General features: G+C 32.7%; 20 protein-coding genes. 5 read left to right on the forward strand and 15 right to left on the reverse strand.

All coding sequences use genetic code 11. The annotated features are described in order from the left end of the window. Positions 1–26 precede the first annotated feature (26 nt). From AAFP94_RS04035 to recA, 4 genes are all read right to left on the reverse strand, one after another. Positions 27–1,601 carry a hypothetical protein gene (locus AAFP94_RS04035; RefSeq protein ID WP_316660322.1) on the reverse strand — a complete coding sequence of 525 codons (1,575 nt, stop codon included), beginning with the start codon at positions 1,599–1,601 and terminating at the stop codon, positions 27–29. Continuing rightward, positions 1,601–2,146, reverse strand: coding sequence for an RNA polymerase sigma factor (locus AAFP94_RS04040; RefSeq protein WP_316660321.1), 546 nt, complete (start codon positions 2,144–2,146; stop codon positions 1,601–1,603). The genes AAFP94_RS04035 and AAFP94_RS04040 overlap by 1 nt, the downstream gene beginning before the upstream one ends. Before the next feature lie 27 nt (positions 2,147–2,173). Further along, positions 2,174–2,590: a hypothetical protein gene (locus tag AAFP94_RS04045; protein ID WP_316660320.1), complete on the reverse strand. Its 417-nt coding sequence runs from the start codon at positions 2,588–2,590 to the stop codon at positions 2,174–2,176. 90 nt (positions 2,591–2,680) lie between these two features. Beyond that, positions 2,681–3,679 carry a recombinase RecA gene (recA, locus tag AAFP94_RS04050; RefSeq protein ID WP_316660318.1) on the reverse strand — a complete coding sequence of 333 codons (999 nt, stop codon included), beginning with the start codon at positions 3,677–3,679 and terminating at the stop codon, positions 2,681–2,683. A gap of 308 nt (positions 3,680–3,987) precedes the next feature. On the opposite strand from recA, the gene trhO reads away from it, so the two are divergent. The 4 genes from trhO (at position 3,988) to AAFP94_RS04070 (ending at position 9,158) form a co-directional block, all read left to right on the forward strand. Further along, positions 3,988–5,061, forward strand: a complete 1,074-nt coding sequence (trhO, locus tag AAFP94_RS04055) for an oxygen-dependent tRNA uridine(34) hydroxylase TrhO (protein WP_316660317.1) — start codon at positions 3,988–3,990, stop codon at positions 5,059–5,061. Positions 5,062–5,188: 127 nt separating this feature from the next. Next, positions 5,189–6,340: a PSP1 domain-containing protein gene (locus tag AAFP94_RS04060; RefSeq protein WP_316660316.1), complete on the forward strand. Its 1,152-nt coding sequence runs from the start codon at positions 5,189–5,191 to the stop codon at positions 6,338–6,340. After that, positions 6,330–6,821, forward strand: coding sequence for a gliding motility lipoprotein GldH (locus AAFP94_RS04065; protein WP_316660315.1), 492 nt, complete (start codon positions 6,330–6,332; stop codon positions 6,819–6,821). Before AAFP94_RS04060 ends, AAFP94_RS04065 begins: the two co-directional genes overlap by 11 nt. Before the next feature lie 9 nt (positions 6,822–6,830). Beyond that, positions 6,831–9,158, forward strand: coding sequence for a penicillin-binding protein 1A (locus AAFP94_RS04070; RefSeq protein WP_316660313.1), 2,328 nt, complete (start codon positions 6,831–6,833; stop codon positions 9,156–9,158). Here AAFP94_RS04070 and AAFP94_RS04075 read toward each other — a convergent pair. Then, positions 9,155–11,137 carry an acetoacetate--CoA ligase gene (locus AAFP94_RS04075; RefSeq protein ID WP_316660312.1) on the reverse strand — a complete coding sequence of 661 codons (1,983 nt, stop codon included), beginning with the start codon at positions 11,135–11,137 and terminating at the stop codon, positions 9,155–9,157. The two genes, AAFP94_RS04070 and AAFP94_RS04075, sit on opposite strands and share 4 nt — an antisense overlap. Before the next feature lie 249 nt (positions 11,138–11,386). Between AAFP94_RS04075 and AAFP94_RS04080 the strand changes: the two genes are divergently transcribed. After that, positions 11,387–11,512 carry a hypothetical protein gene (locus tag AAFP94_RS04080; protein ID WP_316660311.1) on the forward strand — a complete coding sequence of 42 codons (126 nt, stop codon included), beginning with the start codon at positions 11,387–11,389 and terminating at the stop codon, positions 11,510–11,512. On the opposite strand, the gene AAFP94_RS04085 is transcribed toward AAFP94_RS04080, so the two are convergent. The 10 genes from AAFP94_RS04085 to hemE form a co-directional block, all read right to left on the reverse strand. Next, positions 11,507–13,186, reverse strand: coding sequence for an ABC transporter ATP-binding protein (locus tag AAFP94_RS04085; protein WP_316660310.1), 1,680 nt, complete (start codon positions 13,184–13,186; stop codon positions 11,507–11,509). The two genes, AAFP94_RS04080 and AAFP94_RS04085, sit on opposite strands and share 6 nt — an antisense overlap. Further along, positions 13,187–13,900, reverse strand: a complete 714-nt coding sequence (locus AAFP94_RS04090; RefSeq protein ID WP_316660309.1) for a 3'-5' exonuclease — start codon at positions 13,898–13,900, stop codon at positions 13,187–13,189. Between the two features lie 12 nt (positions 13,901–13,912). Further along, the gene (locus tag AAFP94_RS04095; RefSeq protein ID WP_316660308.1) at positions 13,913–14,272 is read right to left on the reverse strand and encodes a hypothetical protein; all 360 of its coding nucleotides are present in this window, start codon (positions 14,270–14,272) and stop codon (positions 13,913–13,915) included. Continuing rightward, positions 14,269–16,683, reverse strand: coding sequence for a penicillin acylase family protein (locus tag AAFP94_RS04100; protein WP_316660306.1), 2,415 nt, complete (start codon positions 16,681–16,683; stop codon positions 14,269–14,271). The genes AAFP94_RS04095 and AAFP94_RS04100 overlap by 4 nt, the downstream gene beginning before the upstream one ends. 69 nt (positions 16,684–16,752) lie before the next feature. Beyond that, positions 16,753–17,226 carry a methylated-DNA--[protein]-cysteine S-methyltransferase gene (locus AAFP94_RS04105; protein ID WP_316660304.1) on the reverse strand — a complete coding sequence of 158 codons (474 nt, stop codon included), beginning with the start codon at positions 17,224–17,226 and terminating at the stop codon, positions 16,753–16,755. Further along, complete coding sequence (locus AAFP94_RS04110; RefSeq protein WP_316660303.1) at positions 17,226–18,311, reverse strand: CNNM domain-containing protein; 1,086 nt, start codon at positions 18,309–18,311, stop codon at positions 17,226–17,228. The genes AAFP94_RS04105 and AAFP94_RS04110 overlap by 1 nt, the downstream gene beginning before the upstream one ends. A 54-nt stretch (positions 18,312–18,365) precedes the next feature. Continuing rightward, the gene (locus tag AAFP94_RS04115; protein WP_316660302.1) at positions 18,366–19,649 is read right to left on the reverse strand and encodes a serine hydrolase domain-containing protein; all 1,284 of its coding nucleotides are present in this window, start codon (positions 19,647–19,649) and stop codon (positions 18,366–18,368) included. Between the two features lie 29 nt (positions 19,650–19,678). Continuing rightward, positions 19,679–20,668, reverse strand: coding sequence for a porphobilinogen synthase (gene hemB / locus AAFP94_RS04120; RefSeq protein ID WP_316660301.1), 990 nt, complete (start codon positions 20,666–20,668; stop codon positions 19,679–19,681). Between the two features lie 9 nt (positions 20,669–20,677). After that, positions 20,678–22,036 carry an oxygen-independent coproporphyrinogen III oxidase gene (gene hemN, locus AAFP94_RS04125; protein WP_316660299.1) on the reverse strand — a complete coding sequence of 453 codons (1,359 nt, stop codon included), beginning with the start codon at positions 22,034–22,036 and terminating at the stop codon, positions 20,678–20,680. Positions 22,037–22,044: 8 nt separating this feature from the next. Beyond that, entirely contained in the window at positions 22,045–23,076 is a 1,032-nt protein-coding gene (gene hemE / locus AAFP94_RS04130; RefSeq protein WP_316660297.1) for a uroporphyrinogen decarboxylase, read from the reverse strand. Between the last annotated feature and the right edge of the window lie 19 nt (positions 23,077–23,095).

Here is a 23,095-nt window from a genome sequence, read left to right on the forward strand (position 1 = left end):
TAATAAAATAAGATATTTGAATTAGCTTAAAATTTAAAGCTAAAACCTGTGTAAAACCCTATAAAGTAAGGATTAAAGCTTCCAGAGACATTGTTAAATGTATTAATTTGATATTTAAAAATAGGTTCCAGATTAAAGTTAAAACTTTTAGAAAAACTATAATTTAATCCCAACCCTAAATTGGCACTATAACTTATATCATTTACATTGTTTGCTTCACCAATTAAGGTACTGTTTCCATTTATTTCTGAACGTAATTCATTTTCACTTAAAAAGAAAGAACTAAAGCCTCCAATAATATTTACGCCCAGTTTAGTGTTTAAAATATTGTATTGCAATTCAATAGGAATTTCAACAAATCCTAAAGCTTGATTGATTGATCCTACATTCGATGTGTTTACGATATTAGAGTTTTGGTCTAGTACCACAGATCTAGCATTAACAATAGATAAATGAGTATCATTTTTATTTTCTGAAACATTACTTAACAAAGCAGAATTTGGTCCTTTCCCAGTTGTTTCAAAAACAAGAATATCATTGGTATTATAACCCAAATTTACTTTATTAATTCCAGCACGAACCACCAATTTGTCATTAATAGCATAGCTTCCCGTAACACCATAACTCATATTAATTTCTCCAGTCTTTGAGTTTTGGTTAAACTGTTCATCAATTGAAGAACCATTTCCTAAACTGTTAAAATAAACAGGTGCAACATTAGGAGATATGCTCCACCTGTTCAGGTTTTTTTCTTCTTCAATAATATTTTTAAGATCTTCAATTTTTGCAATTTCTTCTTCAATTGATAGAGAGTCAACAGAAGCTATATTTACTAGTTCGTCTTCTTCTTCAGTTATATCATTTTGTGCTACTATAATAGGTGAATCGTCAACTAAACTTTTGTTGGATTTTATCTTTTGTAAATCTTCGGCACTAGTATTGTCTTGCGGTAAATTATCATCTGATTTCTGTGAAGTAATAGCCGCAGAGTTTGATGGCACACCTTGATTGATATTGGTTTTATTGTCTAAAGCAATAGAATTATCGATGTTTTTAGGTACACCATTATCGTTTGTTAATCCCTCGTTGTTCAAATCTTTATTTGAAGAAGTAGTTGTTGCTATGTTTGTTTCGTTATCAATAACATCATTAGGGATATCAACAGAAATGGCAGAATTATTTAAATTCTTATTTGTATTGTCAATATTACTTTCTTGTTTAGATTGAGGAGAAATTTTATCTTCTGAAGCTAAAGATTCATTTTGATTACTGTCTAAATTTAAATCAACTGAATTTTTTTCATCATCAGAAAGATTTTGAAGGGTTGAATTTCCTGAAGATGTTGTATTTTCCGAATCTACAACTTTTATTTCAGGCTCTGAATTAGCGTCGTTATTAAACATCAAACCACCAATGGATAGAAACAATAACAATAAAGCAGCAACTCCAGCATAGCGCCACCAAATTGGAATAAGCTTATCGTCATCTTTTTCTTTTTCAAGCTCTGACTTTATGTTTTCCCAAACCGCATCATCTGGAATGGCCTCAAAACCTTTTAGCCTTTCCTGAAAAATTCTATCTATATGTTTTTTTTCACTCATTATAAGGATTGCAATTTCTGCTCGTCTTTATAAACCTCTATTTTTTTCTTTAAAATCTCTCTTGCTCTAGCCAAGTTAGATTTTGAGGTTCCTTGTGATATTTCCAACATATTCGCAATTTCTTTGTGCGAATAATCATCCAATACATATAGGTTGAAAACCAATCTATATCTATCAGGCAATTCTTGAATAATTTGCAACAAATAATCCATTGAAATCTCATCTGTGTCTTCAACTTCCCAATCGGTTTCATCAAGTATATCTTCATTAACAATGCTAAAAACACCTTTGGTTCTATAACACTGCAACGCAGTGTTGATAGTTATCCGTTTAATCCAACCTTCAAAAGAACCTTTATTCTTAAATTGTGATATTTTTTTAAAAATAGTCACAAATGCATCTTGCAGATTATCTTGTGCTTCTGCATGACTTCTTGAATACTTTAAGCATAATGTAAATAATTTACTCTTATAGAGCTTGTATAATTCACCTTGAGCTTTAGTATCATTTTTTTTGCATTTTACTATGAGTTGCTCTAAACTCAAATTTTCTCGTATAAATTGTTTTAAACCTTATTCTACTACTGGCACTTCTACTTCATAATACAGATCATTATCATTGTCATCCAAACCTTGCCAAAACTTAAACACATAAGAGCCTGAATATAAGCAAACAAAGTTAAAAGAGACTTCAACTAAATCATCCGCTAAATCTTCACAATTATCACTTTCAATTACACGATTTATGACTGCTACAGTGCGCTCGTTCCCGTTTTTTTGAAAATAAAAGTCGTTGAAAGAATGACATATTGTAGGCCTGTAATAAGTAACATTTATTTGATATGTCTCATTCAAGACCATAGTGTCTGGAACATCTGCAGTTTCTATGGGTAGAAATTCAAAATAGTAGTTATTACCACTATCATTATCACCAACACTACATGAAACAGCAAGTATAGATATCAAACACAGAAAAACTAACTTTTTCATCGTAAAAAAGATTAAAGGTTTATTTATACATCTATAATATAGATGCTTTTATGTAGAAAAGGTTGCGCTATTCGGTATAAATAATTTTATTTACCCATTAATGGCAATCTTAATTTTTCCCTCAAGTTCTTCCAGTAATTCAGGATTATCTTTGATAATTTCTTTTACAGAGTCTCTTCCCTGACCTAATTTCGTGTCTTCATAACTAAACCAAGACCCACTTTTCTTGATGATTTCGTTTTCAACCGCTATATCAAGTACTTCACCAACTTTAGATATACCTTCACCATACATGATATCAAATTCTGCAGTTTTAAATGGCGGTGCAACTTTGTTTTTTACAACCTTAACCCTTGTTTTGTTTCCAACTACATTACCATTATTATCTTTAATCTGTGTAGATCTTCTAATATCTAGTCTTACAGAAGCATAGAATTTTAAAGCATTTCCACCTGTAGTTGTTTCTGGGTTTCCAAACATAACGCCTATTTTCTCTCGTAACTGATTGATAAAAATCATTGTACAGTTCGTTTTACTAATAGTAGCTGTTAGCTTTCTTAACGCTTGAGACATTAAACGCGCATGAAGCCCCATTTTTGAGTCACCCATTTCGCCTTCTATTTCACTTTTTGGAGTTAATGCCGCGACAGAATCTATAACCAAAATATCTATGGCTCCAGAACGCACCAAATTTTCAGCAATTTCTAAAGCTTGTTCTCCATGATCAGGTTGAGAAATAATCAAATTATCGATATCTACGCCCAACTTTTCTGCATAAAACCTATCAAAAGCATGTTCTGCATCAATAAAAGCCGCAATACCACCAGCTTTTTGTGCTTCTGCTATGGCGTGCAAGGTTAAAGTAGTTTTTCCAGATGATTCTGGTCCGTAAACTTCTATAACCCTTCCACGAGGATAACCACCAACACCTAGAGCTATATCCAATCCCAATGAACCAGATGAAATGGCCTCAATATCAACTACTGCCGAATCACTCATTCTCATTACAGTTCCTTTTCCGTATGCTTTATCTAATTTATCTAAAGTTAATTTTAGCGCCTTTAATTTCGCTTCTTTATCGTTACTCATTTGTTATATTTTTTCTTGTGAAGGTGATGCTAAAATACTACAACTTTTATCATATTACAATTTTATAACGCAACCTTTCACGTTTTTTTGCATCTACTTATTAAAGTGGGAATTTTTTTGCTATGAAAAAGGGTTTTATCGGTTAGTTAGGCCCTAAAATTCAACTTTTTAAGATTTTTGATTTTATAGAACTAAAAGTCTTTAAGGTGCTTTGTTAAAAGCACCTTTTTTTGTTTCTGAACTTGCTGTATTTTAAAAAAGGAGTATTTTTGCCCAAAACATTCTTTAACCTTAAAAATTAGTATAGCATGCAACTGTACAATAAATTAAGTGCTAAAGAAAGGGCTCAATTAATTGATAAGGCTGGCAAAAACAGACTTACCCTTTCTTTTTATCAATATGCTAAAATTGGCAATCCACAACTATTTAGAGATCATTTGTTCATTACTTGGGATGCGTTAGATGTATTGGGTAGAATATATGTGGCTCACGAAGGTATAAATGCTCAATTATCGCTTCCAGCAGATCGTTTTAATGAGTTTAAAACGCATTTAGACAGCATAACTTTTTTAAAAGACATTCGATTAAACATTGCTAGAGAACAAGACGATAAGTCTTTTTTAAAACTAAAAATTAAAGTGAGACATAAGATTTTAGCAGACGGGTTAAATGATAAAACTTTTGATGTCACAAACAAAGGAGTTCATGTAGATGCTAAAAGATTCAATGACCTTATTGAAAATGAAAATACGGTTTTAGTTGATATGAGAAATCATTACGAAAGCGAAATTGGACATTTTAAAAATGCAGTTACTCCAGATGTAGATACTTTTAGAGAATCTTTAGATATTATTGAAGAAGATTTAAAGGACCATAAAGAGGATAAAAATCTTGTCATGTATTGTACTGGAGGCATCCGCTGTGAAAAAGCTAGTGCTTATTTTAAACATAAGGGGTTTAAAAATGTATATCAGCTAGAAGGTGGTATAATTGAATATGCAAGGCAGGTAAACGAAATAGGTTTAGAAAACAAATATTTAGGACAGAATTTTGTTTTCGATGATAGAAGGGCTGAACGCATTAGCAATGACATTATTGCAAATTGTCATCAATGCGGAAAGCCGTTTGATATTCATACTAATTGCGCTAATGAAGCCTGTCACCTGCTTTTTATACAATGTGATCAATGCAAAGAAGTAATGGAAAATTGCTGTTCCGCCAATTGCATGGAAATAAATAGATTACCCTATGAGGAACAGAAAGCTTTAAGGAAAGGACAAGGCAACAGTAATGATATCTTTAAAAAAGGACGAGCAGATTATTTACCTTACAAAAAAGATTTAAGAAATATTTTTGAAGTGTTAAAACAAAAGGCAAATTAAAACCTATTTTATTTTTAAACTAAGAATAGTTCCTTTTAAGTCTTTAGAATAATAGTATATTTACGTTTAAATAATTATTAACTTCCATTCGCAACTTTTTGTTGACGAATTCAACATATATAAAAAAATGGCTTGTAACAGTTGTTCAACTGGTAAAGATGGTCAACCTAAAGGCTGTAAAAATAATGGGACATGTGGAACAGACAGCTGTAACAAACTTACTGTTTTTGATTGGCTCTCTAACATGTCGCTTCCGCAAGGTGAAAAACCATTTAATTGGGTAGAGGTACGTTTTAAGAATGGGAGAAAGCATTACTACCAAAACACAGAAAATTTATCATTAAGTATTGGTGATATTGTCGCCACTCAAGCAAAATCAGGACATGATATAGGGATGGTAACACTTACAGGCGAACTTGTAAGAGTACAAATGAAACGTAAAAATATTTCTGAAGATAGTGATGAAATATTTAAAATATATCGTAAGGCATCACAGAAAGACATAGATATTTGGTCTGCTTCACGCGACAAAGAAGAACTAATGAAGGTGAAAGCAAGACAGTTTGCAATTGACCTAAAACTTGAAATGAAAATTTCAGATATAGAATATCAAGGCGATGGCAGCAAAGCAACTTTTTATTATACCGCAGAAGATCGTGTGGATTTTAGAGAACTTATCAAAGTTTTTGCCAGAGAATTCAGAACACGAATAGAAATGAAACAAGTAGGTTTTAGACAAGAAGCCGCTAGGCTGGGCGGAATAGGTTCTTGTGGTCGTGAGCTGTGCTGTTCAACTTGGTTAACAGATTTTCGTTCTGTAAGTACATCTGCAGCCAGGTATCAACAACTTTCTTTAAATCCTTTAAAATTGGCTGGGCAATGTGGTAAGTTAAAATGTTGTTTAAATTATGAGTTAGACGCTTATTTAGATGCTTTAAAAGATTTTCCCAAAACAGAGATTAAACTTCAAACCGAAAAAGGTACAGCCGTTTGTCAAAAAACAGATATTTTTAAAGGACTTATGTGGTATGCTTATGAAGGAGAATGGGCAAATTGGCATATAATAACTAATGCGCAGGCCAAGGAAATTATAGTCTTGAATGAAAAAAACAAAAAAGTATCAAGCCTTGAAGACTATGCTTTAGATGTGCCTGTAAATACTAAAACTGATTTTGAAAACGTTGTTGGACAAGATAGTTTAACACGATTTGATAGACCAAAAAGCAAAAGAAAACGTAACTATAAAAGAAACAAAAGAAAACCAAACAATGCAAAGTAAATTATTGACAATTATTTTAATCCTATCTTTTGTCATTACATCCTGCAATTCTAATAGTGTTTTCGATAGTTATAAAACTGTTCCAAATAAATGGGATAAAGACTCCATTATCAGTTTTAAAATAAAACCTCCAGACTCGATTAATGCTTACAATTTGTTTGTAACTTTAAGAAATGACAACAATTATAAGTATAGCAATCTTTTTTTAATTGTTGGTATAAATTTCCCTAACGGAAAAGTAATTAAAGACACATTAGAATACCAAATGGCAGAACCTAGTGGTGAGTTTTTAGGCACTGGTTTTTCAGACATAAAAGAAAATAAACTTTGGTACAAAGAGAATGTTATATTTTCTGAAACTGGGGAGTATATTGTTAATATTCAGCACGCCATGCGAGAAAATGGAAAAGTAAACGGCGTTAAAGAATTAGAAGGCATTATCGATATTGGTTTTAGAATAGAAAATGCACCCACCAATTAAGCTTTTATTATGGCAAAGAAAACCCCAGCAAAAAACATAAACTATTTTGAAAAGTATATTCGTTGGTTTTGGATATTGTTTTCATCAGGTATTTTATTTATTATCCTTATTTTTTTACTGGCATCTTGGGGAGTTTTTGGCGAAATGCCAGATCACACAGTTTTAGAAAACCCTAAAACAAATTTAGCGACAGAAATAATTTCATCTGATGCTAAAACACTAGGGAAATTCTATTTTAATGATAATAGAACACCAGTTGATTATGATGAACTACCTCAACATTTAGTTGACGCTCTAATTGCAACTGAGGATGCACGTTATCATTCACATTCTGGGATTGATACAAGAGGCACATTAAGAGCGATTCTTACACTTGGTAATGGAGGTGGCGCTAGTACTATTTCACAACAACTTGCTAAACAACTATTTCATGGAGAAGGATCTAAAAACACACTAGGAAGAATTACTCAAAAAGTTAAAGAGTGGATTATTGCAATACGTTTGGAACGTCAATACACAAAAGAAGAAATTATCGCTCAATATTTTAATATTTATGATTTTCTGAATAATGCTGATGGTATTAGAAGTGCTGCGCGCATATATTTTGGCAAGGAACCTAGTGAGTTAGATTTAAAAGAAGCTTCAATGCTGGTAGGCATGTTTAAAAACTCATCACTTTATAATCCTAGAGTTCGCCCAGAACTTACCAAAAATAGGCGTAATGTAGTTTTAGCTCAAATGGCAAAGTATGATTATATTACTGAAAAAGTTAAAGATTCAGTTCAGCAGTTAGAACTAGATTTAAACTATTCTCCAGAATCCCATCGTGAAGGAATTGCGACATATTTCAGGGAATATTTGAGGGATTTTATCAAAAAATGGATAGAAGACAATCCCAAACCAGATGGCACAAAATATAACTTATATAGTGATGGGTTAAAGATTTATACAACCATAGATTCACGTATGCAACAATATGCTGAAGATGCAGTGCAACAACACATGCCTCGTCTTCAAGCGGAATTTTTTCATCAAAATACACCACAGCGCAATCCTACAGCTCCATTTTTAGAACTTACTGTTGGCGCTATTGATACACTAATGAAGCGATCAATGAAGCAATCTGAACGTTGGAGGAAAATGAAGTATGATTTAAAAAAGAGTGACGATGAAATAATTGCATCTTTCAATAAGCCAACAGAAATGACTATTTTCTCTTGGGAAGGAGAAATAGATACCATTATGAAACCATGGGATTCAATGCGTTATTACAAATCGTTTTTACACCCTGGTATGATGTCTATGGATCCACAAACCGGTCATGTAAAAGCTTGGGTTGGCGGAATGAATTATAAACATTTTCAATATGATCATGTAAAGACCAGTAAGCGTCAGGTAGGCTCTACATTTAAGCCTTTTGTTTATGCAACTGCTATTGACCAATTACATTATTCGCCATGCGACGAACTTCCAGACACGCCTTTTTGCATTGAAAAATATAAATATGGAAACCCTGAAGAATGGTGCCCTAAAAACTCAAGTGACGAATATGGAGGTGTAAGAACCTTGAAGAATGCACTTGCAAATTCAGTCAACACAGTCACAGCAAGGTTAATAGATAAAGTAGGGCCTCAACCAGTAATTGATTTAGCTGAAAAATTAGGAGTTACCACTGAAATTCCACCCGTACCTTCAATTGCGTTAGGGACAACAGACTTGAGTGTTTATGAAATGGTAGGAGCTTATTCGGCTTTTGCCAATAAGGGAGTATATACAAAACCTGTGATGGTTATGAGTATTGAAGATAAAAATGGAGCAATTTTATATCAATTTACTCCAGAGACTAGAGATGTATTAAGTGATGAAGCTGCGTATATTACTGTAAAACTTTTGGAAGGCGTTACACAATATGGCTCTGGTGTTCGTTTAAGAACAAAAGGAGCAGATGAGTATCGGGCGGAGTATAGAGAAATTATTACAGGATACCCATATCAGTTTACAAATCCTATCGCTGGAAAAACTGGAACTACACAAAATCAAAGTGACGGTTGGTTTATGGGTATGGTACCTAATCTGGTGACTGGAGTTTGGGTTGGGGCTGAAGAGCGAGCTGCACATTTTGCGAGTATCACTTATGGGCAAGGAGCATCTATGGCTTTACCAATTTGGGCTATCTATATGAGAAGCTGTTATGAGGATGAAGACTTAAATATTTCTAAAGAAGACTTTGTAGCACCTAAAGAACTGTCAATTAATGTAGATTGCTCTAAATCGGGTGAATTGTTAGAGGACAATAAGGGTGAAATTCAAGAAACTCCTGACGAGTTAGAATTTTAGGTTTTAATCCATTGTTTTATGGATTTCGCAAACTCAATAAAATAATCTACTGATTCCGGGTTACGCATAGAGTCGAAATTAATAGATCTTTCTAACGGCATTTTTAATAGAATTTTTTTTATCGGTGCTTCCATTTTTTTCCCACTAATTGTATATGGAATGTCATTTACTTCTAGTATTTCATCAGGAACATGTCTTGGGGTATATTCTCTTTTTAATTGAAATATTATTTTGCCCTTGATGTCTTCTGTTAAAGTCAAATTATTTTTCATTTTAACAAACAAAGGCATATAATGTTTTCCTTCGTCAAGTTCTAAATTCACAATTAACGAATCTTCAACCTCTTCAATTTTATTAACTGCTCTGTAAATTTCACTAGTGCCAATTCTAATGCCGTGCCTGTTTAAAGTTGCATCAGAGCGGCCATAAATAATTAAGCCATTGGTTTTAGAATTGATTTTTATAAAGTCACCATGTCTCCATATTCCGGAGTAATGTTCAAAATAACTTGATTTATAACGTTTATTGTCTTTATCGTTCCAAAAATAAATGGGCATAGAGGGCATTGGTTTGACAATAACCATTTCACCTAATTCATCATAAACGGGTTTTGCCTTGTCGTCATATGCATAAAGGGCAACTCCTAGAGCCCTACATTGTATCTCTCCAGCATGAACTGAATAAAAAGGTGTTCCACCAACAAATGCCGTACAAACATCTGTTCCACCAGCCATAGAGCATAACCAGACATCTTTTTTAATGTTGTTGTAAACATACTCAAATGCTTCATACGGTAAAGGCGCTCCAGTAGAACTAATTGAACGAATCGAACTTAAATCAAAATTTGATTTAGCATCAACTCCTTTTTTCATACTTGCTACCAAGTAAGGTGCGCTTGTACCAAAATGATGAATATCAATCTTATCTGAAATAGCCCAAAGAGAATCAAAATTAGGATATGTTGGACTACCATCATATAAAACTATTGAGGCTCCCATTAATAAGGCAGACTGAACAAAATTCCACATCATCCAGCCAGTCGTAGAAAACCAGAAATAACGTTCGTCTGGATGTACATCATTATGGAACGCCATATACTTATAATGTTCTAATAGAATACCTCCGTGAGAATGTACTATTGCTTTGGGTATTCCTGTTGTACCAGATGAATACAATACCCAAATAGGATGGTTAAAATCTACTGCTTCAAAGGTTAGTTCATTCTCAGAGACATCAAAAACAGAATTGATATTTACAAAATCATCTGAAAAATTATCTAAAACATTAGGATTCAAATAAGGCTGAATGATAACCATTTTTAGAGAAGGTAAAGCTTTAACAATATCTTTTACAATTTTAGATTTATCATAAGGTTTTCCATTATAATGGTAGCCATCTACTGCAATTAAAACTTTAGGTTCAATTTGAGCAAATCTATCGACGACACTTTCTGTACCAAAGTCGGGCGATGTGCTGGACCAAACAGCTCCTAACGAATTGACAGCTAAAAACGATATTGTAGCTTCTGGGATGTTTGGTAAAAAAGCAACAACTCGATCACCTTTTGTGACGCCAAGAGATTTTAAGTAGTTAGCCATTGAAGCTACTTTGTTTTTTAATTCTTTCCAAGTAATTTCTGAATATTTTCCAGATTCGTTTTTAAAATAAACGGCTATTTTATTGTCATCTTTATGTCTAAAAATATGTTCAGAATAGTTTAATGTGGCGCCTTCAAACCAACTACAATTTGGCATACCATTGTCTATAAGAACATTTTTGTAAGGGCTATGAGAAATGATTTTGAAGTATTTCCAGATACTTTCCCAGAATAAATCTATATGATCTACAGACCATTTCCAGATACTTTGATAGCTTTCAAATTTAAGATTATAGGTTTCTTCTAACCATTTTTGATAGCAGTATAAATGGCTATTGGTTTTAAATTGATTATCACCTTCCCAAAGTTTTTTATTAGACATTCTTAAAGTTATTTTTTAAGGTTTTCAAATATAGTTAATTTGAAAGGTTGTAGTTCTAGATACTGTGAAATATCTATTTGAAAAATTTTAATGTTCAAACTTAAGTTATTATCAAATGTTAAAAAAACATGCATTTTATCGAATAAATATACTTTTAAACTGATAATTGAAAAATTTATCACATATTTACATCACCCAAATAAATTAAATATTATAAAAGATTCCCCAAATCTACCATAAATTTAACTTATGAATTTTGCCTCAAATCTACCTGAACCTACTTACAAATCTGAAAGAACTATAGCAAGCTTTGAAAACACCAAAAAGTTTTTAAGAAGTATTGCTTATTTGACCAAGAAACTATTGATGCTATAACCCTTTTGGGATAGCATCAATTAATTTTTTAGTATAGTCTTTTTGAGGGTTACAGTAAATTTTATCAGCTTCATCTAACTCTTCAATTTTACCATTATTCATTACCAATAATTGGTCTGACATATATTTTACAACTGCAAGATCGTGTGAAATAAAGATGTAGGTAAAATTATATGTCTCTTTTAATGTATTTAGTAAATTAAGAACTTGAGCTTGAACAGAAATATCCAGAGCAGATACAGATTCATCGCAAATTATGAGTTTAGGCTGTAAAACTATAGTTCTGGCAATACCTATACGTTGTCTTTGCCCTCCAGAAAATTCGTGTGGATATCGATTAAAATAACTCTCATCTAGCCCAACATTTTTTAAAATATCTAATACTTTTGTTTTTCTTTCAGAGTTAGATTTGTAAAGGTTATGCACTTTCATAGGCTCCATAATGGCATTTCCAATAGAAATTCTGGGATTAAGTGAAGAATAAGGATCTTGAAAAATTATCTGAATATCTTTTCTTAATGCCAAAAGGTCATTTTTTGAAATTTTGGTGATATCTTTTCCTCTATAAAATATAGAACCAGAAGTTGCTTTATCAAGTTGCAGAATAGCATTTCCTAATGTAGATTTCCCACAGCCAGACTCTCCAACAAGACCAAGGGTCTCTCCTTCATATAGCTTGAAACTCACATCATTTACTGCTTTAAAGGTTTTAGGCTTTGAAAACCAACCAGATTTTGAAATGTATTCTTTTTCTAAATTAATGACTTTTAAAAGAGGAGCTTTAGAATATAAATTTTTATGCTGTTTTTTTCTGGCTTCGACAGTCACAATTTCTTCAGTAAAGCTTCCTTCCATATAATCTTGAATTGTAGGTAATTTTTTTAATCTATGTTTCAGAGAAGGTCGAGAATTTATGAGAGCTCTTGTATAAATATGTTCTGGAAATTTGAATATGTTCTTAACTGTATTTTGCTCAACTATTTTTCCTTGGTACATAACCAAAACGCGGTCTGCAATTTCAGAAATTAAGGCAAGGTCGTGTGTTATAAAAATAACACTCATATTATTTCTTTCCTGCAGTTCTTTCAGTAATGTGACAATATCTTTTTGGACCGTAACATCTAGGGCAGTTGTTGGCTCGTCTGCAATTAAAATATCAGGATTACATGCTATTGCCATGGCAATCATGACACGTTGTTTTTGACCTCCAGAAATTTCATGAGGATAAGCATCATAAATTCTTTCAGGAATAGGAAGTTTTACGTTTTTAAAAAGTTCTACAACCTCCTTTTTCGATTCTAATTTTGTAAGTCTGGTATGCTTTAATAAAATTTCCTGAACTTGCTTACCACAAGTCATAGATGGATTTAAAGAGCTCATGGGTTCTTGAAAAATCATAGCGATTTTCCTACCTCTAATTTTTTCAAAAGCTTTAGGAGTTAAAGTTGTTAAATCAAGATTTTCAAAAAGAATTTCTCCATCAGTAATTTTTGAAATATTTTTTGGCAACAGTCCTAATATAGCTAATGATGAAACAGATTTACCGCTGCCAGACTCTCCAACAATGCCCAGAATCTCATTTTTGTTTAAGACATAGGAAATATCTTTTATCACTTCATTTTCTCCAAACGAAATACTTAAATTTTTGACTTGTAAAATAGATTGTTCTTCCATTTAAACATGAAGTATTTCTTCATCGCTTAATAGCTCATCGTTACGTAAACGCAGAAATATCTGCGCTACAGCAATAGTATCTTTCTCACAATATTGAATTATTTTATCAATATCATTTTCAGCGTAATAAACACGATATACATCACTACCTTCAATATCGTCTTTTGGTGAAGGAATTCCTAAAACATTAGTTAGAAGTTTAAGAGAAGTATAGTTTTTGTAATCGCCAAACTTCCATAATTCAAGTGTGTCTAGATGAGGTACTTCCCAAGGTTTTTTGCCAAATAGATTTAGTTTGTATGGCAATTCTATATTATGAATTATCATGCGTCTGGCAATATACGGAAAGTCAAATTCTTTACCATTGTGAGCGCAAAGTAGATGTTTGGCTTGACTAAAATGAGAAATTAATAAGCTTTTAAAATCTTTCAGAATTTTAATTTCTTCACCATAAAAAGAGGTTGTTCTAAATTGTCTCGTATCACCTTGAAAGGTAAAATATCCAACTGAAATACAAATAATTTTTCCGAATTCAGCCCAAATACCAGCACGTTCATAAAACTCTTCGGCAGTAAATTCATCTTTTCTTTGGTATTGTGATTTTAATTCCCAAAGCTCTTGTTTAGTCTTATTTAAATCAGAAAAATGCTGTACTTCTGGAACCGTTTCTATATCCAGAAATAAAATGTTTTCGAGATTTAATTTAGAGATCATTTTACTTTCAAATTAATTTTTAGTTGCTAATAGCACAGAACATTGTTTCCCAAATACACCTGCAATACCTCCTGCTATTCCACCAATTATACCAGTAAAAAGCATCAAAAGCGTAACATTTCCATTAAGTGGAAATAATACCGCAATTTTTTTTGCTAGTATAAAATCGTTACTACTGCTTAAGATGTATGAATAAACAATCCAGAAAATGAGAATTGCTAAAAACGGCACAAAAAACACAGCGGCCTTTTTTAAGTTAATAAATAAACCTGTTGCAAAACTCGCTACCATGATTGTCCACCAAGGAAAAAATTGAGATAATATAGCCGCGATAATAATAGTCCCTATAAAATTGATGATATTTTTGCTCATTGTTTTGGTGTTAAAGTTTGGGTAGCTATTACATTATCTGTTTGACTTTCATTTTGTAAGAAGTTTAAACTATGATAGTTACCAACTGCCCAATCGTCTATAAAATTATCATAATATTTGCTACCAGGGTTTCCAGATTGTCCACCTGGGTAAATACCTAAAGCTGTTGGAGGTGTTGTCATTTCAACAATCATTCGCCAAGAAGGCCCCCAATTTTTTGCGGCGGCATTTACTGTATTTTTATCACCACCAATGGGTAAATCGAACCTTGAAAAAGCTGGTATTGCTTGTAGTAAATGGCCAACATATGTGCCTTTATAGGCTTGCCAATTATAATCTCCATTTTCAGATTTCCAATCAATCAATTCTTTTGCAGTTTTCTTAAACGCAATCAGAAATAAATCATGAGAAGTTTCTTTTTCTGGAGTTTTGAGAATATCCATGAACTCATCATTTGGGTAGTTTTTCAACATCGAAATGGCTTGGTAGGTAAAGGGTTTTTCTAATACAACATCTTTAGTTTCAAATTCGTCCCAAATCAAGTCATATAAATTGTTCCACCAAGAATCCCAAATGCTTGGAGCTACTTTATCAATATCACTATTAAAGTCCCAAGTTTTAATGCTACTTAAAATTTCGTTTTCTTCATCAGAAAGTGTAGAAACATCCATATTATCAAACATATATGGCAATAATTCTGAAGCTTTCTTATTAAAATTTGTGTTCTGTAAATCTTTAAAATCTTTAATATTGAATTTTTCTTTAGACCTAAAGAAATCATTTATAACTCTATTGCGATAAGCGTCGTAACCATCGTTGAACACATAAAATGGATATAATGAATCTGTTGGATGCTGATTTGATGAACTCACGAAACCACGCTCTGGATTTTTAGTATGCGCATTAAACTTTTGAGGAATAAAACTTTGCCAGTCATGATCTGGATTACTACCATCCAATAAAAACTTGCCTTGACCTCTCCATTTATTAGGAAACTGCCCTTGAATCCATAGTGCAATATCACCAGTTGTTGACGCAAAGACAAAATTCTGTGCTGGAGCTACCCAATTTTTAATAGCATTTAAATAATCATCATAATTTTTTCCTTTATTTAAATCTAAAAAAATATAAGAATTCGCTTTAGCCATGTGTCCAATCCACTTCATAGCATATCCTTCTTTTTTACCATTCCCTTTAAAAGCTTGGTCATAACTTACGGGACCATGATGTGTGTAAATCACAGAATCAATATAGGTCTCTTTGTCTTTAATTTTTATTTTTTCAACTCTTACAGAGGTGTTTTTCCAATTATTATCATGTTTGTACTGTTTTCTACTTTTATCTTTAAATTCAATTTTATACCAATCTTTCACATCTCTAGTAGCATTGGTTTCTCCCCATGAAATATGATTGTTAAATCCAGAGATAATTCCTAGAGCTCCAGGCAAGGTTGCTCCCATAGAGTTGTGTTCTGGTGTTGCTAACTGCATCACATACCAAATAGATGGTAAGTTTAGTCCTAAATGCGGATCATTTGCTAAAATTGGATTACCCGAATAGGATTTACTTGGACCTACTGCCCAATTGTTACTTCCATTATGTGGATTTGGTTTTTCCAATACCGAAGTGATTGAATCTAATGGTAACTCACTTTGTGGCGTTTTAGTCATTTCAACATCAATAAAACTCCAGTCTGTATCCGTTGGGATTACAGGCTCATCAAAATCGTAAAAATCAGGATAAAGCATATCAAATCTATCTTTGCCAAATTCTCTTAAGGCATTGGTATATTCAAAATCTGTTTCACCTCCGCAAAGCATATCAGTCATATACATAAGTAATAATGCAGATTTTTTTAAAGTCCAAGGTTCTGGTTTATAGTCTAATAGTTTATACTCTAAAGGCAGTTCACTTTGATTTAATGAATTAATGTAATTATTAACGCCATTTGTATATGCACTTAATAGATTTTTTACATTTGTATTTTGGTTCCATTTTTTTAGTAAAACCTCGGCGCCATAACCCATTCCCTTTCTACGTTGGGCTCTATCATAATTTAATGCTTTCTCACCAATAATTTCTGATAAGCGTCCAGCTGATGCATGCGTTTGGAATTCCATTTGCCATAATCGGTGTTTTGCCGTTATATAGCCTTGTGCTCTATATAAATCTGCATCGTTTTGAGCAAAAACATGAGGAATTAATTGCTCATCATAATGTACAATTACCTCGTCTTTCAATCCTTCAATTTGAATCTTTCCATCAATAGATTCATCACTCTCATTTTGCCAAACACCTTGTGAAGGGCTTAAAAATTTTCCAATTGGAGGAGCAGACCCAATTTTTGTATCCAGAATATAAAAAACACCAACAGTTAAGATAAAAGATAAGAGGAATTTGAATAGTTTCATTTAGGTGATTTTAATCGATTAAATATAGGAAATATTTTGCGCAAATGAGTTTTAAACGAGTAACTATAACTAAAAAAGCGATTGCTGTTTATAAGGGCTTTCGTGCTCTAACAACCATTGTTTTCTATGCAAGCCACCAGCATAACCAGTTAAATTTCCATCACTTCCTATTACTCTATGGCATGGTACAACAATCCAAAGTGGGTTCTTACCATTGGCGCTAGCAACAGCACGAATGGCTTTTACATCACCAAGCTGTTTGGAAAGATCAAGGTATGATATTGTTTTACCATAAGGAATATTAAGTAATGCATCCCAAACTGTTCTCTGAAAATCTGTCCCGCTAGGGTTTAATTTTAAATTAAATCCTTTGCGTTTACCATCAAAGTATTCTCGTAATTGAAAAACACAATCTTCTAATTCTAAAGGAATAACATCTGTAATTTTTTCTTCAGAATTAAGCACAGTAATCGTAGAAATGCCATCAATATCACCAACAATTTTTGTGAAGCCCAAAGGCGATGAAATGATACATGTTTCCATTATTCTTCTGGTGTTGTGTCTTCTAAAATTCCCAATTTTTTAGCGCGAGCTTCCCAGTTTCTACGTGCTTGTAATTGTAGGTCTGAAACATTATCACTTTCGTCCATAATTTCTAGCCCCAACAGGGTTTCAATTACATCTTCCATAGTTACCAATCCACTAACTGAACCATATTCATCTACCACTAAAGCCATGTGATTTCTACTTTCAACGAGTTTTTCAAACAAAATAGGAATGGATAAATTTCTATTGACAATTATAATTTCACGTTTTAATTCAGATAGTTTTTTAGCACCATTATCTAATGCCATTTCCTTAAAAACATCATCCTTTAAAACAAGTCCTTTTATATTATCTTCTGCGTCAACAAAAACAGGAATTCGTGAAAAACGAAGATTTAAATTTTTATTAAAAAATTCTTCAACTGTTGTATTCTCATCTTCGGTTTTCATAACGGTTCTAGGTGTCATGATGTTTTTAGCCATAACGTCTTTAAAAGTTAATAAATTTTTGATGACCTTGCTTTCACTCTCATGAAAAACACCTTCTTCATGAGCGATATCTGCCATAACCAAAAACCCTTCACGACTTAAAATACTTCCATGACCTTTGCCACCAATGAGTTTGGTTGTTAAGCGTAATACCCATAAAATACCTGTCCATTTTAATGGGAATATTAAAATTTTTAAAGCGGTAGCGGTAAATCTAGCCAATGATTTCCAGTAGGTCGCACCAATGGTTTTTGGAATTATCTCTGAAGCAATCAAAATAAGCAAGGTCATAATTGCAGAAACAATACCAACTGTGTTTATTCCAAATATTTCAACTTTGTAAGGTAATTTTTCGGCTTCTATACCAACCATCATGGCACCTAATGTATGTGCAATAGTATTAAGAGTAAGTATTGCGATAAGAGGATGATCGACATCCTTTTTTAAGTTTTCCAATGTTAAAGCATAATCTTTGCCCTCCTGCTTTTTAACATTGATAAATGTTGGTGTGACACTTAACAAAACAGCTTCTAGGATTGAACATAAAAAAGAAAAGAAAATAGAAACGGTTGCCCAAAGAATTAATGTACCCATTAAATAGTAATTAGTTTAGGCTAATTTACAAAATCAATTTCACACAATTTTTAGTTATTCTGCCAAATAAAAAACTTCTTGTAAGGCTGGGCGAATATTTAAATCATAAATATTTCTATGGGTTCTAGAAGGGTAAACACGATTGGATAAAAACACAAAAACTAATTCAGTTTTAGGATCTGCCCAGACAAATGTTCCAGTAAAACCTGAATGACCAAAACTTTTAGGACTCACTTCTGGCGCAGGATAAGCTTTATCAATGCTTAAGGTATCGTTACCAATCAATGGTTTGTCAAAACCTAAACCTCTTCGGTTATTATTTTCAGGATATTGAATTCGAGTAAACTCATTTACGGTAGAAGGTTTTAAATATTGTTTTCCGTTGTATTCACCTTTTTGCAAATACATTTGCATAATAATAGCCAAGTCTAATGCACTACCGAACAATCCAGCATTTCCTGAAACTCCACCTAATAAAGCTGCATTTTCATCATGAACGTAAGCAGTGGTTAGTTCTTTTCTGAAAATAGTGTCAATTTCTGTTGGAACGATACGATTTTTAAAATCTCTTTCAGAAGGTAGATAAGCTAAAGTTTTACACCCTAATGGTTCATAAAAGTTTTTCTCTAGGTAAGTTTGATAAGGCGTGCGAGTAATATCTTCAATTAATTGTGGATAAATTAATGATGCCATTCCTGAATACAGATAAACTTTTTTTGAGTTTACTTCAGATTTTTTAATTTTTCTAAACATTACATTTTTGAAACGATTATTTGCATAAATATTGGTGTAAACTAGTTTAGAAAATCGTTTCGATTTTTTATATCTGATAAATCGTTTTTTTACCTTTCCGTTTTTAGTTACTTCATTTAGAAAAACAATATAGGATTGCAAACCCGATTGATGAGCCAATAATTCACGTAGCGTAATATCTTTTTTGTCTTTTCTATGTTTCCAAGACTTCCAGTAAGTACTAAAAGGTTTATCCAAATCTAATTTGCCTTCTTCATAAAGTTTCATTAAAGCTGGCAGTGGACCAGTTATTTTAGTAACCGAGGCCAAATCATAAATATCGTCTAGTGCAACTTTTTGAATACTATCATAAGTATGATAACCATAAGCCTTGTGAAATATGATTTTTCCTTTCTTGGCAACCAAAAGTTGAGCGCCAGGGAAAGCTTCTTGTTTAATTCCAGCAGTAATTATTGAGTCTATTTTGGGTTGAATAAACTTTGAATTTAACCCAACAGATTCGGGAGTATCATGGGCAAGTTGAGCATTCGCTATTAATGCAGAAAAAATAAAAAAGTAAACAATTAAAAGATTAATACGAAGCATGAATTCAAGCGAATTAGTCTTCTTGAAAGTTACGAAATCAATTTTACAATATCTTTAGCAAAATAACTAGCAATGATATCTGCTCCAGCACGTTTGAAAGCCATTGTACTTTCAATCATAATTTGATTATGGTCTAACCAACCTCTTTCTGCTGCTGCTTTAATCATGGCATATTCACCAGAAACCTGATATACAGCAACCGGAACATCAAAATTATTTTTTACATCTCTGACTATATCTAGATAGGCCATTCCAGGTTTTACCATTACAATATCTGCGCCTTCGTCAATATCCATTTCTGTTTCACGGAGCGCTTCAAGACGATTGGCATAATCCATTTGGTAAGTTTTCTTGTTCTTTGGAACTTCTTCAGCATCTACAGGAGCAGAGTCTAAAGCATCGCGAAAAGGCCCATAAAAACCAGATGCATATTTTGCAGAATAGCTCATAATGCCAGTATCAGTATGCCCTTGTTCTTCTAATGCTTCACGTATGGAAAGAATTCTGCCATCCATCATATCGCTTGGAGCAACAAAATTGGCACCTTCTTTTGCGTGAGAAACACTCATTTCTGATAAAACACCAACCGTTTCATCATTTAAAATTTTGCCTTTTTCAATAATACCATCATGACCATAAGATGAATAAGGATCAAGTGCAACATCTGTCATCACTAACATGTCTGGACATGCATTTTTAACAGTTTTAATGGCGCGTTGCATCAAACCATTTGGATTTAATGCTTCTGTGCCTTTATTGTCTTTCAGGTTGTCAGGAACTTTTACAAATAGCAAGACCGCTTTCAATCCTAAACGCCAAAGTTCTTTTACTTCTTTGTCAAGTAAGTCCAAACTAAACCTAAAATAATTAGGCATTGAAGCTATTTCTTCTTTAATCCCTTTTCCTTCTACAATAAAAAGGGGCACTAAAAAATCATTAGGTGTGATAGTAGTTTCACGAACCAAAGAACGAATGGCTTCACTACTTCGTAATCTTCTATTTCGTCTTAATGGATACATACTATATGGTTAAATGGTCATTGAAAAAATTCTCGTTTCTGGTTTTTTATCAATCAATCTTAAATCGAAAGCCATACAAATATTACGCACAAACATGCGTCCTTTTTCTTTAATGACCAATTTTTCTTCAAACACTTCAATCAAGTCATCATCTTTCATTTCTTGTAAACGTTCTATAATTTCGTATTTAGTTTGAGAGTCAAGATTTTCGTTCCAAATGGTCTCTAAATTACACATTAAATCTAAAATGTGCTTTCTTATAATCAAATCAGTTTCGGTTAAAAGATGGCCTCTAAAAACAGGAAGCTTTCCTTGATTAACCCTTTGCGCGTAAGTTTCTACTTTCTTTTCGTTTTGAGCAAAACCATACCAGGAATCACTAATAGAGGACATTCCCAGGCCAATCATTAATTGTGTTTTGCCAGAAGTATAACCCATAAAATTGCGATGCAATTTTTTATTTTTCATCGATTCGTATAGAGAATCGGTTGGTAATGCAAAATGGTCCATTCCAATTTCTACATAACCGTTTTCAAAAAACAAATCTTTACCTAGTTCATATAAGTGACGCTTTTCTTCATCTTTTGGCAAATCGTTTTCATCAAAACCTCTTTGGCCAACTCCTTTTATCCATGGTACATGAGCATAACTGTAATAAGCAATTCTATCAGGCTTTAATTCAATAGTTTTTTTAATACTGTCTCTAATGGAGCTTTCTGTTTGAAACGGAAGCCCAAAAATTAAATCATGACTAATAGATGTATAACCAATCTCTTTTGAAAGATGATGGACTTTTTTCACCTGTTCAAAACTTTGAATTCTATGAATAGCTTTTTGAACAACTGGATCGTAATCTTGAATACCAAAACTGTTTCTTCTGGAACCTAAATTGTATAAGGTTTGTAACTGCTCTTTATTAGTGTGATTGGGATGGCCTTCATAACTTAATTCAAATTCAGCAAACTTATCTGCTTTTTTAAAAATTCCATGTATAAGTTTTTCTAAATTCTCTGACGAAAAGAAAGTTGGGGTTCCACCACCAAGATGAATTTCTCTTATCTTTGGGCGAACAATTAATAAATCACAGTACAAATCCCATTCTTTTAGAATAGTGTCTACATATGGTTCTTCAACACTGTGCTGTACAGTTATTCGCTTATGGCAAGCACAGAATGTGCATAAGCTTTCACAAAAAGGTAAATGTATATATAAGCTTATGCCTTCAGAATCGTTACTTTCATTAAAAGCCTTTACAACAGATTTTTTCCAAGAATCTATGGCAATACCATTTTCGTCCCAAAACGGAACAGTTGGATAGCTGGTATAGCGAGGTCCTGGAATATTATATTTTTGAATTAGCTCTTTCATATTAAAACCTAATATACAGGTTCATATTCTTTTACGGCATCAACAAAGGCTTTAGCATTTTCTAAAGGAATATTTGGTAAAATACCGTGACCAAGGTTGACAATATATTTGTCTTTACCAAACTCATCAATCATTTGTCTAACCATTTTTTTAATTTCTGAAGGTGGAGATAATAATCTTGAAGGATCAAAATTTCCTTGAAGTGTAATATTTCCACCAGTTAAATATCTTGCATTTCGCGCAGTGCAAGTCCAGTCGATTCCTAAAGCGGACGCATTGGATTTTGACATTTCATGCAATGCAAACCAACATCCTTTACCAAAAGCAATTACAGGAGTTAAATCTTTTAAGGCTTCAATAATTTGGTTGATATATTGCCATGAAAATTCTTGATAATCTGTTGGAGAAAGCATGCCTCCCCAAGAATCAAAAATTTGAACAGCGTTGCAACCAGCTAGAACCTTTTCTTTTAAATAGGCAATAGTTGTATCTGTTATTTTTTGTAATAATTGGTGTGCCGCAACTGGATTGGTAAAACAAAATTCTTTTGCTTTATTAAATGTTTTACTACCTTGACCTTCTACACAATAACATAAAATAGTCCAAGGAGAACCCGCAAAACCAATTAAAGGAATTTCGTTGTTAAGTAGTTCTTTAGTTGCTTTTATAGCTTGATAAACATAATCTAATTCTTGCTTTACATCAGGGACAATAACATTATCTACCTCTTTTTGTGAATGAATAGGATTTGGTAAATAAGGACCAAAATTTGGTTTCATTTGCACCTCAATATTCATGGCTTGTGGAATGACTAAAATATCAGAAAACAAAATGGCTGCATCCATCCCGAACCTACGAATAGGTTGAACAGTAATTTCACTAGCTAATTCTGGCGTTTTACAACGCGTAAAGAAATCATATTTTTCTCTAATCGCAATAAATTCAGGCAAATATCTACCAGCTTGTCTCATCATCCAAACTGGCGGACGCTCAACGGTTTCTCCCTTTAATGCTTTTAAAAATAAGTCGTTATTAATCATATTTTTTGCCTTAAACTGT

The sequence above is a fragment of the Gilvirhabdus luticola genome (assembly GCF_040117515.1).
GTDB classification, from domain to species: domain Bacteria; phylum Bacteroidota; class Bacteroidia; order Flavobacteriales; family Flavobacteriaceae; genus Gilvirhabdus; species Gilvirhabdus luticola.